At 44.0% G+C, this 17,020-nt stretch carries 16 protein-coding genes; 8 read left to right on the top strand and 8 right to left on the bottom strand.

Translation table 11 applies throughout. The features are described 5' to 3' along the window. Positions 1-40: 40 nt before the first annotated feature. Together H6F42_RS17820 and H6F42_RS17815 are read right to left on the bottom strand one after the other, a co-directional pair. Positions 41-1,153 carry an aminotransferase class I/II-fold pyridoxal phosphate-dependent enzyme gene (locus H6F42_RS17820; protein WP_190400721.1) on the bottom strand — a complete coding sequence of 371 codons (1,113 nt, stop codon included), beginning with the start codon at positions 1,151-1,153 and terminating at the stop codon, positions 41-43. Between the two features lie 190 nt (positions 1,154-1,343). After that, positions 1,344-1,760, bottom strand: a complete 417-nt coding sequence (locus H6F42_RS17815) for a phosphomannose isomerase type II C-terminal cupin domain (RefSeq protein ID WP_190400720.1) — start codon at positions 1,758-1,760, stop codon at positions 1,344-1,346. Positions 1,761-1,919: 159 nt separating this feature from the next. Here H6F42_RS17815 and H6F42_RS17810 point away from each other — a divergent pair, with 159 nt between their 5' ends. From H6F42_RS17810 to H6F42_RS17800, 3 genes are all read left to right on the top strand, one after another. Continuing rightward, positions 1,920-2,486 carry a peroxiredoxin gene (locus H6F42_RS17810; RefSeq protein ID WP_190400719.1) on the top strand — a complete coding sequence of 189 codons (567 nt, stop codon included), beginning with the start codon at positions 1,920-1,922 and terminating at the stop codon, positions 2,484-2,486. Positions 2,487-2,617: 131 nt separating this feature from the next. Then, positions 2,618-3,229, top strand: a complete 612-nt coding sequence (locus tag H6F42_RS17805) for a hypothetical protein (protein ID WP_190400718.1) — start codon at positions 2,618-2,620, stop codon at positions 3,227-3,229. 9 nt (positions 3,230-3,238) lie between these two features. Next, positions 3,239-4,141 (top strand): alpha/beta fold hydrolase, encoded by a 903-nt coding sequence (locus H6F42_RS17800; protein WP_190400717.1) that lies wholly within the window; start codon positions 3,239-3,241, stop codon positions 4,139-4,141. Positions 4,142-4,194: 53 nt separating this feature from the next. Here H6F42_RS17800 and H6F42_RS17795 read toward each other — a convergent pair whose 3' ends face one another. The 3 genes from H6F42_RS17795 to H6F42_RS17785 form a co-directional block, all read right to left on the bottom strand. Beyond that, a complete protein-coding gene (locus H6F42_RS17795) occupies positions 4,195-5,073 on the bottom strand; it encodes a hypothetical protein (RefSeq protein WP_190400716.1) in 879 nt (292 codons plus the stop codon). Between the two features lie 543 nt (positions 5,074-5,616). Further along, positions 5,617-6,453 (bottom strand): tetratricopeptide repeat protein, encoded by an 837-nt coding sequence (locus H6F42_RS17790; protein ID WP_347272327.1) that lies wholly within the window; start codon positions 6,451-6,453, stop codon positions 5,617-5,619. Positions 6,454-6,524: 71 nt separating this feature from the next. Continuing rightward, positions 6,525-7,376: a helix-turn-helix domain-containing protein gene (locus H6F42_RS17785; protein WP_190400715.1), complete on the bottom strand. Its 852-nt coding sequence runs from the start codon at positions 7,374-7,376 to the stop codon at positions 6,525-6,527. A 203-nt stretch (positions 7,377-7,579) separates the two neighbouring features. Between H6F42_RS17785 and H6F42_RS17780 the strand changes: the two genes are divergently transcribed. The 3 genes from H6F42_RS17780 (at position 7,580) to H6F42_RS17770 (ending at position 11,550) form a co-directional block, all read left to right on the top strand. Further along, on the top strand, positions 7,580-8,113 hold the full coding sequence (locus H6F42_RS17780; RefSeq protein WP_190400714.1) for a DUF2808 domain-containing protein: 534 nt from the start codon (positions 7,580-7,582) through the stop codon (positions 8,111-8,113). A 417-nt stretch (positions 8,114-8,530) separates the two neighbouring features. Continuing rightward, positions 8,531-9,763, top strand: coding sequence for an LL-diaminopimelate aminotransferase (locus H6F42_RS17775; RefSeq protein ID WP_190400713.1), 1,233 nt, complete (start codon positions 8,531-8,533; stop codon positions 9,761-9,763). A gap of 134 nt (positions 9,764-9,897) precedes the next feature. After that, complete coding sequence (locus H6F42_RS17770) at positions 9,898-11,550, top strand: 5'-nucleotidase C-terminal domain-containing protein (RefSeq protein ID WP_199289142.1); 1,653 nt, start codon at positions 9,898-9,900, stop codon at positions 11,548-11,550. A gap of 284 nt (positions 11,551-11,834) precedes the next feature. Here H6F42_RS17770 and H6F42_RS17765 read toward each other — a convergent pair whose 3' ends face one another. After that, positions 11,835-15,326, bottom strand: a complete 3,492-nt coding sequence (locus tag H6F42_RS17765) for a tetratricopeptide repeat protein (protein ID WP_190400711.1) — start codon at positions 15,324-15,326, stop codon at positions 11,835-11,837. 227 nt (positions 15,327-15,553) lie between these two features. Between H6F42_RS17765 and H6F42_RS17760 the strand changes: the two genes are divergently transcribed. Next, positions 15,554-15,910, top strand: a complete 357-nt coding sequence (locus H6F42_RS17760) for a hypothetical protein (protein WP_190400710.1) — start codon at positions 15,554-15,556, stop codon at positions 15,908-15,910. After that, positions 15,907-16,326: an HNH endonuclease signature motif containing protein gene (locus H6F42_RS17755; RefSeq protein ID WP_190400709.1), complete on the top strand. Its 420-nt coding sequence runs from the start codon at positions 15,907-15,909 to the stop codon at positions 16,324-16,326. Before H6F42_RS17760 ends, H6F42_RS17755 begins: the two co-directional genes overlap by 4 nt. A gap of 33 nt (positions 16,327-16,359) precedes the next feature. Here H6F42_RS17755 and H6F42_RS17750 read toward each other — a convergent pair whose 3' ends face one another. Beyond that, positions 16,360-16,683 carry a hypothetical protein gene (locus H6F42_RS17750; protein WP_190400872.1) on the bottom strand — a complete coding sequence of 108 codons (324 nt, stop codon included), beginning with the start codon at positions 16,681-16,683 and terminating at the stop codon, positions 16,360-16,362. Between the two features lie 93 nt (positions 16,684-16,776). After that, entirely contained in the window at positions 16,777-16,932 is a 156-nt protein-coding gene (locus tag H6F42_RS22365; protein ID WP_347272329.1) for a YdeI/OmpD-associated family protein, read from the bottom strand. Positions 16,933-17,020: the final 88 nt, after the last annotated feature.

The following is a 17,020-nucleotide window of genomic DNA, read 5'->3' as shown; positions in this document are numbered from 1 at the left end:
GGCAGCGCTCAGCGCTGCCTTAAAAATTTATGTCAAAAATTTATTGCAAAATATCTTGCAAAGTACTCACCACTCTTTCCTGCTGTTCGATGCTTAGTTCGGGGAACATTGGCAAGGAGAGGACGCGATCGCAAATATCTTCAGTTACAGGAAAAGAACCCTTTTGATGTCCTAAATTGCTGTACACCGATTGCAGATGTAGCGGCAAAGGATAGTAAATCATCGTGATGATATTCTGTTCGCGCAATTTAGCTTGCACATCATTACGCTTGCCTTCGCCAACGCAAACAGTATATTGATTCCATACACTTCCCGGACAATGGTGAGGTGTGACCACATGCGGAATATTAGCAGCTTTGAGTAAATTGCTATAGCGATCGCTAATTTCGCGACGTTGAGCATTCCACTTATCGAGATAGGGAAGCTTCACTTGCAATAAAGCCGCCTGTAGGGAATCAAGCCGCGAATTCATACCAATGTACTCGTGGTAATAACGCTTAGGGCTACCATGCTCACGCAAAATTCTTAATTTTTCATCCAGCGCCGCATCGTTAGTTGTCATCATCCCGCCATCGCCACAGCCTCCGAGATTTTTGGTGGGATAAAAGCTAAAACAACCAACATCGCCAATATTACCCACCTTCTCACCGTTAGAAACTGCTCCCGTCGCCTGAGCGCAATCTTCGATCACATAGAGATCATGCTTTTTAGCGATCGCCATTAACTTCGGCATATCCACAGGACGACCAAACAAATGCACTGGCATAATCGCCTTAGTGCGATCGGTAATCGCCGCTTCCAGTAAATCCAGATTGATATTAAAACTATGGGCTTCAATATCTACAAATACAGGCTTCGCAACCGTCAGGCTAATCGTTTCGGCACTAGCAAAAAATGTAAATGGTGAAGTAATGACCTCATCACCCTCCCCGATATCTAAAGCTCGCATGGCTAAATACAGCGCATCAGTACCAGAGTTGCAAGCGATACCATGCTTCGAGCCAATATATTGAGCAAACTCACTCTCAAACTGACTTACAGTTTGTCCGCCAATGTACTGCCCCGATGCCAACACGTCTAAAGCAGCTTGATTTAAGCGATCGCCAATTTGTTGATACTGCTGCGATACATCAAAGGGAGGAATTTTATTCACGTTGAAACGATGCTAGATTGTCTCAACCATTTTAAACGTTACAGCGCTTTGCGCCGACTTAAAACCCAGAAAGATTTTGGAAAATACCGCTTTGCGGCGCTTTCCAAAATCTTTCTAGACTGCTCAAATCCGCCCAAAAGCAGTGGCGCACCCTGCGGGTGCGCCACTGCTTTTGGGATTTTAATGGCAATTATTTTTTTTCGTGGCGCGAATAGTCATCTTGAAAGCGAATAATGTCATCTTCACCTAAATATTCGCCATTTTGGACTTCAATCAGAATCAAGGGAATGATTCCGGGGTTTTCCAGACGATGGGATGTACATTTAGGTACATAGGTGGATTGATTCGTGCTGATCATGGTTTCCTTGTCACCACAGGTAACCTTGGCTGTCCCCGACACCACAATCCAATGTTCACTGCGATGGTGATGCATTTGCAGGCTGAGGCGATGTCCGGGTTTGACTTCGATGCGCTTAATTTTATAACCGCGCCCTTCTTCCAAAGTGGTAAATGATCCCCAAGGACGTTCTACAGTTGCATGAGCCGAATTTCCATTCGGGCTAGCTATAGTTGCGATCGCCGCAGAAACTTCTTTTACTGGTGACATAACTGCTATTTAGAAAGCTAATTGCTCCTTAGAATAGCATTAATACCAAAGCGCAAAATGGCGTAGCCATTTTGTGCTTTTACTAATAACTGAGTGGTGCGCGGTGATGTCGCGCACCACTCAGTTATTCACTTCATAACAAATTAGGTGAAATGTACTATGGCGGAATTCTTACGGGTGGGCAATCCTGCTCCAGACTTTGAGGCTGATGCTGTATTCGATCAAGAATTTATAAAAATTAAACTTTCGAGCTATAAACATCAAAAATATCTAGTTTTATTTTTTTATCCCCTCGATTTCACCTTTGTCTGTCCTACGGAAGTTCTCGCCTTTAGCGATCGCTATGATGAGTTTGCCAAATTAAATACCGAAGTCATTGGTATTTCGGTGGATAGTAAATATGCTCACCTTGCATGGATTCAGACTTCATTAGCTGATGGTGGGCTTGGTGGCGATATTAAATGTCCGCTTGTTTCCGATATTACCAAAGCGATCGCTACCGACTTCAACGTCCTCGACCCAATCGCAGGTATCGCCTTACGAGGCTTATTTATTATCGATAAATCAGGAATCGTCCAGCACGCAACCATCAATAACCTAGCTTTTGGTCGCAGCATTGACGAAACTCTTCGCACTCTCAAAGCGATTCAGCATACTCAAGTCCATGAAAATGAAGTCTGTCCCATTGACTGGCAAGAAGGAATGCCAACAATCAAAACCCAGTAAGAGAATAGCTGCAAATCTTTGTTTATATTTGGTTAACTACAGTACAAAATCCTCTCTTTAGATAAGTTAATTTGTCTTAATCAGAACTTAAAGTTTGTAACTCATCTTGATGGGGAAGAAAAAAGAAGCATATGGCTGAGCAAAAAAAAGCTGTCTTAATGATTCACATCGACCAAGAGCAAGGGCAATTGTGGCAATCAGCTTTGGAAACTCAGCAACTAAACGTAGTTTGGGAAAGTTTATCCTTAGATCTAGTGCAGTATCTAGGAAATTGCGATCGCCAAAATCTACCTGCTCTTTTACTGTTAGACATGGCTGTAAAAAGCCCTAACTCGGAAACCTTGCAATCCTCATCGGTTTGCCAATGGGTAGGTAAACAACAAGTACCCACAAAGGTCGTTTTATTTAATCCCCGACAAGATCGGATTAAAGACATTGAGCATAGTTGGGCGTTAAGAAGGGGGGCTTCTGACGTGCTACCAAGGCTCTCACGGGAAAATCTAATGGCGGAAGTTGCGAGAGTAACAGCTCTGATCGGTTGTTCATTAATTTCTCAACCCCTAGAAAAAATCGCTCAAAGCTTATCCAGTACATCTAACAAGCTCACTAATGAAGGCAATACTCAAGCCTTAGAAAAGAAATCAGAATCAACTACGAAAAATAAAACTCAAAGTAACAGAGCCGATACAAAATCTGATGGAGATAACGTTGTGATGTATCGAGGTGTAAGGGTTAGACGCTAAAATTTTTATATGTCTAATTCGTCAACACTTCAGCCTGCATCGCAGGAACATAACTTTATCTTATTTGCTCAGCATGGTTGGGCTGATACCTATCATGATATTGCGTACTTAGCTAAGGCTCTAGCTAGCGAACAAACTATTGTCTATACGCCAGACCTTGGATGGACTAATACTTGGCTGACGATCGCCCCACTGATCGATAAAGTCGAAAAAATTGCTTTAGAGGCGATCGCTGCCTATCCTGATTTACCGCTACGCATCGTGGGACATTCAATGGGGGGACTAATTTGGTTAGAAGTATTAAATCGGCATCCCGAATGGCTAACCAAAGTCCATAGTTTAGTTTTGGTTGGCTCACCGCTTGGTGGCTCAGATTTAGGGAGGTTATTCGATCCTTTCGGTTGGTTTCCTCTGATTGCACGCGACCTCGGCACAAATCGCCGTCCCATTGCCGAGGCGATCGCTGCCCAGATTCCCACAGCTTCGATAGTTGGCGACATTGGCAACAATACTGATGGCACTGTACCAATCGGATGCTCTCAGTTCGCCCATGCCAACTTCTTTTGCCTAGATGGTTTGCGTCACCCCACCTTAAAAAATCATCCTAGAGTCGCCACAACTATTCAAAGCTTTTGGCAAAATCCTCAAATTGCTCCCCGCCAAACCGATACGGCTTCTCAACTAATCGCTAAACTGCGATCGCTAGATCTTACAGAAACCGATTTTCAAAACTTTTCCAAAGCGAAACTCATTAAAACCTATCCCGATCAAGTCAAACTCTGGCAATGGCAAAGCGCATTACAAATAACTCATGTATTCGTTAGCATCAGCGATAAATACCAAGATAAATGTATATATAGTGCTTATGCGGGATGGCGCGATCGGAAAAAATTAGCCGAATACCTTACCTAAAATAAATGAGTGGTAAGGTTAATTGTTGCCACTCATTTATTTGGGGATGATCACTAATTTGAGTTGTCTTTCTTGTTTTTCCAAGACTTGAATGCTTTACGCCCGAAATATAAAGCACCTAAAATACCAATCCCTACATTTGCCTCAAAATCAAATGGAACTGGTGTGCTAAATGTAGGGTCATCACCAAAATTAGCGTTGTCTAAGAAATTGCCAAAGGAAATATCCGTATTAGTAGTAGTAACTGCTATAGGCGTAGTAACACCTGCTGCACTTGTCCCATAATAATTAGGAGTAGTAGCAGTTAGCTGAGTTGCGATAAAGCCATAACGGAACAATCTATCCCCAGCAGTAGCACCAGTATTGAGAGGAATATTTAGCCCTGAAGCCAAAGAGGAGTAATTGACCCACCCATTATTGCTACCAAGAGCAGCAGGATTCAATTGGGTGGCAAATACTGCACTGAATACGTTATTGTCGTTGCCATTGCCAAAAATGCCATCAACTGAATCAGTAATTGTTACTGTAATTGCATTGACCTGAATTGACCCTGCCCCTTGACCATTGCCATTTTCTCTAGCCCGATGCCAAAAATTAAAATATAGCGGTGTATTTGCAGTTGCTCCCAAAGTTATGTCTTGAAATATGCCTTTATTCTGAGTTGCATTAACTTCCGCAAATTGGTTACCATTGTCTACATTTGCGCTTTGAACACCGTTAAAACCAGATTGCCAAAGCTCAATACCTACGTCAGTGGTTGTCCACCCATTAACGTTAGTTTCGGCAGTAATCACAAATCCTGGATTAGGTCTTGGGGGAGGTGCTGATTCAAAACTTGAATTACCAGGACTTGTAGAGGGTAAGTTTGTAACACTGTTTGCCTCAAAACTAGGATTGATGAGAGAAAAAGCCCTAGCTGATCCGATAGACAATGTATTAGATGCTATTAGAATCGGCAGACTTAGCAGACTTACATTTTTTAAAGATATAGATGAAATTTTCATTTTGATTTAGAAGGGGAAGTAAGTTTGATAAATGTATAATCTGACTCTCGCTAAGAGACGTATCTAATTAAGCATTGCCCATCATTTGCTTAAGGTGTAAAGATGATTAAAGTACAACAATACAAAGACTTATAACATACTCATATTGATATGAGCAAATAAGTTTGATGACTTTAGATTTTTAGAGTAATTGAAGATTAAGTATTACTCTATATAATGAACTGTGGCATTCTGAAAATCTGGGTAGATCTTAGAGAAACTAACATATAAAGCTTTCCGATTAAAGTGATTTAAGCCTGCGATTTGTAATTTATTACAAGGCTATTATCTTACTTTCTCTAGACAGTGATATAAATGACAACTCTTGATCTACTTAGATAGAGACAGATGGCTTAATCTCCTTGATCATATGGTTACAGGAAGATTATGGGTTCATTCACAAGGCCCAGAATTATCGTAGACGGGGAAAAGCTATATTGGTTCCCCCATTTCTGCTATTAATTGCTTGATAATTTGGGTGTCATCGGCATAGGGAAGTTGCTGTAAATAATTTTCGAGATCGATTCTTGCCTCGGTGTGGCGATCTAGTTGATAGCAAATTAAGCCGCGATCGCGCCATTGGGTTGGCACATCAGGATTGAGCATTAGCGATCGCTCGATTGCGGCTAGAGCTTTGGTGGGTTCGCGGCGACGCAAATAAATCAGCTTTAAATTAGTTAGTAGGCGATCTAAAATGCGACGCACCCCAACAGGTTGGAGATATTCTTTTTGGAGAGGGACTTCCCGACCGTATAGTTGCGCTAATTTGGCGGCGCAGTCTTCAGGAAATAGGATTTCTCCTTTGTTATAAGGATCGATAAAAATTTCTATATCAGGGTGTTGGGGGCGCACAATAAAATGCCCCGGAAAACTAATGCCTTCAATGGGAAATTTAAGGCGATCGCCAATCGCCATATAAATTATGGATAGGGATAAAGGGATGCCTAAGCGACGTTCTAAAACATCGTTAATGAAGCTATTGCGAGGATCGTAGTAGTCATTGTCATTGCCGATAAAACCTTGTTCCACAAATAAATATTGATTGATCTCCTGCACGATCTTGAGGGGATAGTTAATTTGGGCAAGGCGTGGTTGTAAATCGCTTACCATCCGATCTAACATTTCACGGTAATACCCAAGATCCATGCGGGGATATTCCTCCCATGCGATCGCCAAAGTACCTTCAATTAAATGGTCGATGGACATTTTAGAATCGGGTGTATGAGCAACTTGCCAGAATTTTTGTCTCGCTGGAGAAAGACTTAACACAATAGTCCTGATTAATTTTGGTAGTGCTAAATAGGTAAGAATGGGGCGGCGCTAAGCGCCGCCCCATTCTTTTAGTTTAATGTATATACCTGTCCGCTAAAAAGAATGCGCGTAATCCCCTTCTGGACTAGGTTAGGACGAGTGACATGGATTAAGTCACTGGGGAACTTGATAACTCGTTGGTTGTGGTGAGAAAACCGTCGCGCCACTCGGTGGTTATCAAAAATGGGAATGGTTTTGGATAGCAACTCTTCGGGAGGGATGACTCCGAGATCTTTAAAATCTTTAAGCGGGCGAGTGATGATTTCGGCAATGCGATCAACAACGATATAACAGATCGATGGCAATTCTGCATCGTTTAGGGGCAATATCTCAAGGCGATCGCTTGCCGCATGACCGCTATGGAGATCGGCAAATATAGACAAACTAGAATCTAGATCTTCATCAACAAAATCTAATTCATCTTCATCTAGTTCAAGGTTATCTTCGTCAACAAGATCGTCCTCATCCTCGTCATCGAGGCTATCGTCATCAAGATCTTCGGCAAGATCCTCTAGTTCGATATCTTCTTCTTCAATGCTATTGCCCAAAGTATTTAGATTGTCATCCATTGCGATCGCCGTTTCTTCACCTTCATCAAAACTATTACTAGCAACAGACAATGACAAATCATCAGCAATCAGCGCAAGCTGATTTATTTGATAGTTGCCAACGTCATTATTTTTGGAGCCTCGTTTACCCTTAGCCTGTTTTTGGATTACCAGTTGTCGATATTCCTCAACAGGTATTAGTTCTTGTAGCAGTCGTAAAACTGTACTCGTACTAATGCCAAACTGCTTAGCCAGTTGGGTCGTGGTCGCATCCGACTCACGATATAGGCGAAGTATTTCTTGTTTATCATCCAGCGCAAGTTTAACAGCCATTGATTTGGGATACCCCGAAACCGCATCTACGAACCAATCAATATCTTAACGCTTGAACGTATGGGTTAGAATTTATTTTAGCGACTGAGGCGCTTGGCGCTAGCTAAAATCAGTTTTTTGAAGGTGCTACTTTGCCGCACTTTCAAAGAATTTATGGGGATCTCGGTTTGAGAGCTATACTGCTAAATATTTATCAGAATTCTATGAGAACTAACTACTTTTCGGCGGTGCTGTTATCTTTGTTGCCTATGGCATTTTTAGGCAGTATTACTTTTGCGCCACAATCAGTAAAATCTCAGAATAATTTTGTTTTATTAGGTTCGGGGAAAGAAGCGGCACTTGGTTACACAATTCGCACTAATCGGGCTAATGCCCGTTTAAATACGATTAATTTTTTTGTAAAGCTGCCTAAAAGTAAGGCGATCGCGGAAATACAAATTCAGTATCCTCAAGGCTTTGGCAATGTTTTTAGTCCAGACAATATCAGAGTCATCGATCGCAATAATCGGAAGGAAGTCGAAATTAAAGAAGCTTCCATCGATCGCGAGGTGGGTACGGTGCGATTTCTGTTTAAGGAGCCGATTCCCTCTAGCAACAATCGGGAAATCGAAATTATTTCCTCAGGTGTAAGCAATCCTTCGCAGTCAGGGATGTATCGCATTGATTTGCAAGCGCTTGGTACTGAGGCGAATCCCTTATTTCAATTTATTGGTCAGTGGCTAGTAAATATTAACTAAATATTTTTCTTAATCCCTTCCCACTAATCCTTGGGAAGGGATTAGCATCAGGTTTAGCCATTGCAGCCAAACTTTTAAAATTACAAACCAAAAGCCATAAAGTTTCGCTCCGTAGGGGCGCAACTTTATGGCTTTTGGTAATTTATTTTGCACAAGTACTTAGCTATACCTCTAAAGCTCAATATAGATAGCAATGTAAGTTTTGCTTAGGACATAAAACCCAAAAAGCGAGTGGCGGCGCGAAGCGCCGCCACTCGCTTTTTGGGTTTTGGTTTGTACTGGCTAATTCTTGCTTTGCTATAAATTATTACATTTGACAATAATCAAACTTGTCGCATATTGATTGGTCGCTTTAGCAACTTCACCAAGGCATAATATAAAACTATACAAAAATCAAAAAAGATTAACTCATCCATCATGGCTACCGTTAACGACAACTATCTCAAACTCAAGGCAGGCTACCTGTTTCCCGAAATTGCAAGACGGGTAAACGCCTTTATCGAGGCAAACCCTGACTCAAAAGTGATCCGTCTTGGCATTGGCGATGTCACCGAACCCTTGCCCCAAGCCTGTCGTGATGCCATGATCAAAGCCGTTGAAGATATGGGCGATCGCAATTCATTTAAGGGATATGGCCCCGAACAAGGCTACGCATGGTTGCGTGAAAAGATTGCGGCAAATGATTTTCAAGCGAGAGGCTGCGATATTGACGCTTCCGAGATTTTTATTTCTGATGGCTCCAAGTGCGACTGCGGCAACATTCTCGATATTTTTGGCGATGATAATATTATTGCTGTCACCGATCCTGTCTATCCCGTGTATGTGGATACTAACGTGATGGCAGGACACACAGGCGACATCAACGAGAAAGGCGAATACGAGGGCTTAGTTTATTTGCCTGTGACTGCGGAAAACAACTTCACAGCCGAGATTCCTACTCAAAAAGTCGATCTGATTTATCTCTGCTTCCCCAACAATCCCACAGGCGCAACTGCTACCAAGGAACATCTGCAAGCATGGGTCGATTATGCCCGTGCCAATGGTTCGATCATCTTCTTTGATGCCGCCTACGAAGCATTTATCACCGATCCGAGTCTTCCTCATTCTATTTATGAAATCGAAGGCGCTAAGGAATGTGCGATCGAGTTCCGTTCTTTCTCGAAGAATGCAGGATTTACAGGTACTCGTTGCGCGTTAACCGTAGTTCCTAAGAACTTGATTGGCAAGGCGAAAGATGGCTCTGATGTAGAATTATGGAAGCTATGGAATCGTCGTCAGTCTACCAAGTTTAATGGTGTTTCCTACATCGTTCAACGTGGTGCAGAGGCAGTCTATTCTGAAGAAGGAAAAGCGCAAACTAGAGCCTTGATTGACTTCTACATGGAAAATGCCAAGATCATTCGTGAGAAGCTAACCGAAGCTGGTTTAGCAGTTTATGGTGGTGAGAATGCTCCCTATGTATGGGTGCAGACTCCCGCAGGGCTAACCAGTTGGGATTTCTTTGATAAGCTCTTGCAAACCTGTAATGTCGTGGGAACCCCCGGCTCTGGTTTTGGTGCAGCAGGTGAAGGTTACTTCCGTATTTCGGCTTTCAACAGTCGCGATAACGTGAATGAAGCAATGCGCCGCATTCTCGACAAGTTCAAGTAAACAAAAAAGCGGCACTTCGTGCCGCTTTTTTGTTTACCGATCGCAAATGTGACAATCAATTGAGCAAGTAGACTATTGCTAAAACCAAGCGTTAAACTGTCATAGAAAAACCTGTGAATTTGAGGGTGATGATTGTGAAAGCGAAGAATAATTTTAAAGCGATCGCCAATTACTTAAAACTGAAACCTCAGATTTTGCGGTCTTTTCAGATATTCATAGCTTTCATAGTTACATTTCTGCTCGCCGTTTCTCCCGCGCTGTTAAATGTCGTCGCACAGGAAAGTCGCTTCTCACTAAGGATTTTGCATACCAACGATCATCACGCCCATTTGGAACCTACCAAATATGGCGATCGCTTGCTGGGTGGAATAGCCCGTCGCCGCACGCTCATCGATCAAATTCGTGCAGAGAACAAGGCTAATCAGGAACCTTTGCTGCTATTGGATGCAGGGGATATTTTTCAAGGGACTCTCTATTTCAATCAATATCTGGGACAAGCGGATCTGGATTTTTATAACGCCCTTAACTACGATGCTAGTACGATTGGTAATCATGAGTTTGATCGCGGTCAGCAGGTACTCGCCGACTTCATCACTAAAGCCAAATTCCCCATCATTTCTGCAAATATCGACATTGCGCCCGAATCTCCTCTCTATGGCAAAGTTCGTCCTTGGCAGGTGCTGGATATGCAAGGCGAAAAGATTGGGATGTTTGGTTTGACGACTCCCGATACCGCAATTTTAGCTAGCGTTGGTGATGGTGTGAAGTTTACTGACCCGATCGCAGCAGCAAAAGCCTCAGTATCGGCTCTCAAGCAACAGGGAATTAATAAAATTGTAGCGCTAACCCACATTGGCTTTGAGAATGATGTCACCCTAGCGCGAAAAGTCCCTGACATTGATATCATCATCGGTGGTCATAGCCATACATCTGTCGGCAATATTCCCAATGCTAATCATCCCTATCCATTAGTGGAGAAGAATGGAACCAAGGAACCTGTGCTAGTAGTAACAGATTGGGAATGGGGTAAATATTTGGGTGATTTGTCCGTGAGCTTTGATCGCACAGGTAAGTTAATTGCTTGGGCAGGAAAACCCCATGTCCTTGATGCAAGTATCAAACCCAATCAAGAATTTGCGGATAAGCTCAAAGCCTATGCCGCACCAATTGAAGCATTGCGCCAGAAGATTATCGGAAAATCTTTGGTAGCTCTAGATGGCGATCGCGTTAAACTACGAACTAGCGAAACGGCTCTAGGTAACTTGATTGCCGATGCAATCTTGGCAAAAACAAAGGTGGATCAAGTTCAAGTCGTTCTAATTAATGCAGGTGGCATTCGCAATGGATTCCCTTTAGGTGATATCACGATGGGGAATGTGTTAGAAGCGCTTCCCTTCGGCAATACGATTACGCGGGTGGAGTTAACTGGCAAGCAGTTAACAGAAGCCTTAGAGAGTGGTGTGAGTATGGCAGAGCAAGGGGAAGGGAGATTTCCGCAAGTGGCAGGAATTCGCTTTGTCTGGGATAGCAAACTTCCCGCAGGTAAGCGCGTTACGAAAGTAGAAGTAAAAGACGCTTCAGGCAAGTTCCAATTGTTAAATTCTAATCAAGTTTACAAGGTAGCAACAAATAACTTTCTTGCCTCTGGTGGTGACGGTTATCGCGTTTTTGCTGAAGGCAAAAATCTGTTGGAAACTGGCTATCTTCTATCGGATGCGATCGCTGAATATATCAGTGCTAGTTCGCCGTTGCAGATAAAAATCGAGAATCGCATTGTGCGTCAGTAAATGTAACCCAATGATCGCAAGAGCCATATTTTGAGTTCGCAGCAAGCGATCGCAAATGGCTCGTAGGGGCGTTGCATTTGCGCGACAATTTTTAAACCCATCACAGAAATCTATATACGCAAATGCTGCGCCCTCTGTGCTTTTACCAATAAATTATCCCTGCGGTTTGGGGATTGGGGCGGATGACAAGGTTTAGGGCAGAGCATTCCCGTATTGAGGGAATTGCAAATTTTATAAATCTCTGCGGGAATGCTTTGCCCCTACCAGAATTTTTTCCTTTTTCCTTACCCCGCCATCGCTCTCACTTGTTCTAACAAACTCTGAACTTTGGCTGCATCGGGGGATTTGAGGTGTTGCAGGATGGTGAGAGATTCTTGGAGATAGGAAATCGCCGTTTGAAAATCTCCTTGCTCGTTTGCAAGACCGCCTAACCACCAGAGCGTCATTGCTTTACCATGAACATCTCCTATACGTTCTTGTATTTCCAAAGACTGATTAAAGAGATTGATCGCTTGGTCTACCTGTCCATGTTGGGCATAGATAACCGCTATTTGATGCAAGGTCGCGGCTTTGCCCTGCGCGTTGCCGATGCGTTCTTGGATTTCAAAGGACTGCTGATAGAGGGCGATCGCTTGCTCTACCTGTCCCTGATCGGCATAGATTCCTGCCATTTGATGCAAAGTGGCGGCTTTGCCCTGCACGTTGCCGATGCTTTCTTTGATTTCTAAAGACTGCTGATAGAGGGCGATCGCTTGCTCTACCTGTCCCTGTTGGGCGTAGATACCCGCCATACAATGCAAGGTCGCGGCTTTGGTCTGCACATCACCGATGCGATCTGTGATTTCTAAGGACTGCTGATAGAGGACGATCGCTTGCTCTACCTGTCCCTTTTGGGCATAGATACCCGCCATTTGATGCAAGGTCGTGGCTTTGCCCTGCACGTTGCCAGTGCGTTCATCGATTTCTGCGACTTGCTGATAGAGGGCGATCGCTTGCTCTACCTGTCCCTTTTGGGCATAGATACCCGCCATACAATGCAAGGTCGCGGCTTTGCCCTGCACGTCACCGATGCGTTCTTTGATTTCCAAGGACTGCTGATAGAGGGCGATCGCTTGCTCTACCTGTCCCTGTTGGGCATAGATAACCGCCATTTGATGTAAGGTCGCGGCTTTGAATCCAGTATTTCCAGTTCCTTTGTAAATTTCTTTTGCTTGTGTGTAAAGGTCGAGTGCTTCTTCAACTTGACCTTGTTTTGCTTTCACAGTTGCCAAGTTATGAAGGATTGTCGCTTTTTCTTCATCTTCTTCAGGACATAATTCCAAAGCTCTTTGATAGTGCTGAAGACAATCTTCCATAATGCCAAGAGGATCTTCAGCTATAGCAATGCTGTGTAATGTTTGATAATTTTCTGTAATGGAAAGGGTTGATTTGCAGATATTTACAACTTCTCGATAACGACTTTTATCATTCCAATTAGGTGCTAAAGATTGATTGATAGTAACCGCTATCTCTTTCTCATCACCCAACAAAGCCAACCGATGAATTTCTAATCTTTGCTCCTCAGTAGAAGACTTAGATTCTTCCCACCAAACTCGATAGAGTTCCCTTGCTGCTGTCGCATAAATCTCCTGCGTAAACTCTGGACTTAACAACTCCACCAAAATCTTCGGCACACGATAAAGATCGCCATTTACTTCTAACAAACCGATCGCCTTTGCCCGAACTTGATGCACCTTGAGATTCTCAACTCCCTCACATACCTTCCCAAACACCAACTCAGGCACAGGCAAATCGAACACCAAACCCAGCCTTAACATTTCCCGCAAATCTGGACTTTGCTGAGCCAGTAACGTCTCCGCGAGAATATGTTCGCGAAACTCAATTTGCTTCGCTATCATCCGATCCAAAACTTCCTGCTTTTGTGCCTCCGTCAACACATCATTCGGCAAAATCGCCGCCAACCACTCCAACAACCTCGGATTCCCATCCGCCACCGCGATCGCCTGTTTTTGCAACGCCACCAAAGGCTCCGCATCCTCACGCGACAACATTGGCAACTTAAACCCCGCAAGGCGCTCGCACTTCTTCTTGAGATCCACACCCCGCAACGAAAACAACGGGACACGAAACAGCCTTGCATTTAGGGCAACGTCTGGCAAATTAAAATCATAGCGACAGGTCACAATCAACCGATGGCGCAAACCAGAACGGGCGATCGCACTCACTAAAGCCATCAAAGGCTCCACCACCTCATACTTCAGCACCCATGCCCCAAACGCATTCTCTTCCAGATTCTCCTCAAAATCATCCAACACAAACATCAAACAGCGATCCTTATCGTTCATACCCTCCTTGAGAAACTTCGTCAACTTCTGCATGAGCGGTAACTTACCATTAAGAACCTCATGCCCCGCCTCAGAAATGCAATTTCTCGCCAAATCCTGCAACAGCTTCCCTTCATCAAACTGCTTGTAATTAAAAATCGTGTCATAGTTCGAGTTTTGCGGATCAGCCATCCGTTCCAACAACCGCTTCGCCACCGTCGTCTTACCCAAACCACCCATCCCATGCAACAACACACCCAGATCGCTCCCCTGCAATCGCCGCAAACTTGATTGCAAGATCCGCCGCCGTCCCACAAAATCCTCGCGCCGCACCACCCTCGGCGTAGTCGCATCATCAGGATCGAGAAATAACTGCTCGATCTCCGAACTCAAGGGCAACAGGCGATCGCCCATCGGCAACACCAACGCCGCCAAACTCACATCCAACTTGCCGCGCCCATACAACCGCAACAAATACCAATTGGGAATATTTTCCTCTCGCAATTTCTGATAGGTCGCCGCGATCGCCTCTACCAGATTTGAACCCGTTGCCAACGATTCATACAAACAAGCCGCCGCCTGAGTCGCCACATTATCCCCAATCGGACGACCCCAACCCAACACCGCCGCCAGTCCCAAATTTAACAAAGCCTCCGCCATCGATGGCGTTGCTCCCTGCGATCCCGCCTGACCCGTGCGACAGCCCGACAAAAATACTAAACGCGGGAATCGATACCGCAAAGCATCAACAATCTCACCCGCCTTCGCATCAAAGCGATCGCCCGTCTCCGTTTCCGTAATAAAAAACGGCTCGCCCTTATCATTTATCGAAGCATGACCCGTCAAATGAAACACATCAAAATGATTAGCCCCATAGCGCCGCCAAGTCTTTTTTAACTCACTCACACAGCCACTCTCCTCCACCCGCAAAGTCAGCGCCACCCCACGAGTCGCATCCAAGATCCGCCCCTCTTCCCCCTCAAAATTCAAGCGTGGCTCTACCCCTTCAGGATCGGTAGCCATAAACATCACCCGCAAAGGGCGATCGGCTGGCTCACTTGCTGCCACTTCTCCCTTAGTCCAGCGCACAGGCACAACTTTAGGAAAAGTGCGATCGATCAAAAATCCCTCGCGATCGTGCAGTACCTCCCAAGGCAAATGCGGTAGCTTCGCAAGATTGGCGATCGCCAATACCAATAACTCCCCCTGACAATCCGCCAAAGCACGACTCAACCAGCGCCCATCCCCATCCAACCAGCCAAATAATTTCTTCCCCATCGCCACAGGATCAGGCATAGATACATAAATATCCCTTTCCGCCAAAGCGATCAGATCAGCGATCGCGCTAATCTGCAAGATCTGCTTTTCATAGCCCTGACCATTCAGCTTTTGATATCGCAACTCAACCTTAGTCTCACTGCGAGGATGTAACTCGACATACAGGATTTGCACAAACTACTCCCAAGTTGATTACAAAATTTTTTCGTAGGATGTGTTAGCGCCAGCGTAACGCATTCAAACCTTACCTATTGGTGAGTTACGCTATCGCTAACAGCACCCTACAACTAAATCTCTAAGACCTTACGGATTTGTTCGATTGTCGAGCAGAAGGCGACAGGGTAGAACAAGCTATATTTAATTAATTATGGATACAATACAGTTAAAAATAGTGCTGAACCATGCAAATTACTGTAGAAATACCCGATGATATCGCCCAGCGTTTAGAACCTCTCAAAGACAAACTTCCGCAAATTCTGGCTCTAGGCTTACAAGAAATCACAGCTAACCCTACCACAGGCTTTTCTGGACTCACCGAAGTCTTAGAATTTTTTGCAAAACTGCCATCCCCTCAAGAAATTCTTGCCCTCCGCCCTGCTCCTAACCTCCAAACTGAGATTGAAAATCTTTTAGATAAAAACCGCACCGAAGGACTTAATGAAAGAGATCGCCGTCTATGGCAACACTATGAATTTGTCGAACATCTAGTCCGCATTGCCAAGGCACAGGCTCTACTCAAACTCCAACAAAGTGCATGAGTAGAACTTATATTTCGACAAATTTGCGTCGAATAGTTAGCGATCGGGCTAAAAATTGTTGTGAATATTGCTTGATTCCAGAAATATTAGTGTTAGTTTCCCATCAAGTTGATCATGTAATTGCTGAAAAGCATGGCGGGAAAACTATAGAGGAAAATCTGGCTCTCTCCTGCTCACTCTGCAATCAAGCAAAAGGTAGCGATATTGCCTCCATCGATCCTGAGACTGGTTATACCGTGAGGCTTTACAACCCTAGACAAGATATCTGGCAAGAACATTTTTATCTTGACTCGGAAAGTGGTGCAATTCAACCATTGTCAGAGATCGGGCGCGTCACCGTGAATTTATTGCGAATGAATCGATTAGCATCTTTACATTCACGTCAACTTTTTGCTCGCTATTCCCAAAATCTTTGAGTCAATGCAATCTCAACACTGTGAGCCATAAAGTTAACTCTCCAAAACCTTACGTATTTGTTCGATTGTCGCATTTTCTAACAAGAGGCGATCGCCATTACGCCCGACAATCAAAACCTTCGCGATTTTCTTGCCCGACTTACCCTGTTTATATTCCTGATACCACTTACGGATTTGTTCAGCAATCGCCAAAGCTCCAGACGCAATCCCGACAATCGAAGCGATTACCGCCAATACACCTTCGCGCTGAATCTCTTCATCCACATTATAGGAACCTTCAATTCCCTCCATTGCTAATAATTCTTCTGTCGCTGCGATCGCGCCATCACCTTCGATCGCGAATTTAATTTCTGAAATGATTTCTGACATGAGCGAGATAACCAATTGCGAATGTGATTAAAATTTTAGGCTATGTTTGATACACAAGTGATATTTTACTGGTGTTTACTCTCAAAACTGCTTGGGCTTTCTTTTATTTTCTGCGGAAAATACAATTTCTCTAATGCGTTTTTGCCTCGTCTCTTCCCTTTTCGCCAAGGTTATCCATTGCAAAAGATTGCGCTTGTCAGTTCGACTTAAATCTGATGTTACGTGGAAGGAAAACAGAGTAGAGTAAAGATAGACTCCGACAGAGGTTGAAAGGTATGGACAGAAAGTTCTTAGACCTATACTCAGATTACCTAATCAGTAGTTT

Source organism: Pseudanabaena sp. FACHB-1998 (genome assembly GCF_014696355.1).
In the GTDB taxonomy this organism is placed as follows: domain Bacteria; phylum Cyanobacteriota; class Cyanobacteriia; order Pseudanabaenales; family Pseudanabaenaceae; genus Pseudanabaena.
Note: the sequence above shows the minus strand (reverse complement) of the source record. Positions and strands in the feature narration are given on the sequence as shown.

Coding starts and splice junctions, on each gene's coding strand:
- H6F42_RS17810 (WP_190400719.1), top strand. CDS start 1,920: ATGGCGGAATTCTTACGGGTGGGCAATCCTGCTCCAGACTTTGAGGCT.
- H6F42_RS17760 (WP_190400710.1), top strand. CDS start 15,554: ATGCAAATTACTGTAGAAATACCCGATGATATCGCCCAGCGTTTAGAA.
- H6F42_RS17800 (WP_190400717.1), top strand. CDS start 3,239: ATGTCTAATTCGTCAACACTTCAGCCTGCATCGCAGGAACATAACTTT.
- H6F42_RS17785 (WP_190400715.1), bottom strand. CDS start 7,376: ATGGCTGTTAAACTTGCGCTGGATGATAAACAAGAAATACTTCGCCTA.
- H6F42_RS17780 (WP_190400714.1), top strand. CDS start 7,580: ATGAGAACTAACTACTTTTCGGCGGTGCTGTTATCTTTGTTGCCTATG.
- H6F42_RS17805 (WP_190400718.1), top strand. CDS start 2,618: ATGGCTGAGCAAAAAAAAGCTGTCTTAATGATTCACATCGACCAAGAG.
- H6F42_RS17815 (WP_190400720.1), bottom strand. CDS start 1,760: ATGTCACCAGTAAAAGAAGTTTCTGCGGCGATCGCAACTATAGCTAGC.
- H6F42_RS17755 (WP_190400709.1), top strand. CDS start 15,907: ATGAGTAGAACTTATATTTCGACAAATTTGCGTCGAATAGTTAGCGAT.
- H6F42_RS17775 (WP_190400713.1), top strand. CDS start 8,531: ATGGCTACCGTTAACGACAACTATCTCAAACTCAAGGCAGGCTACCTG.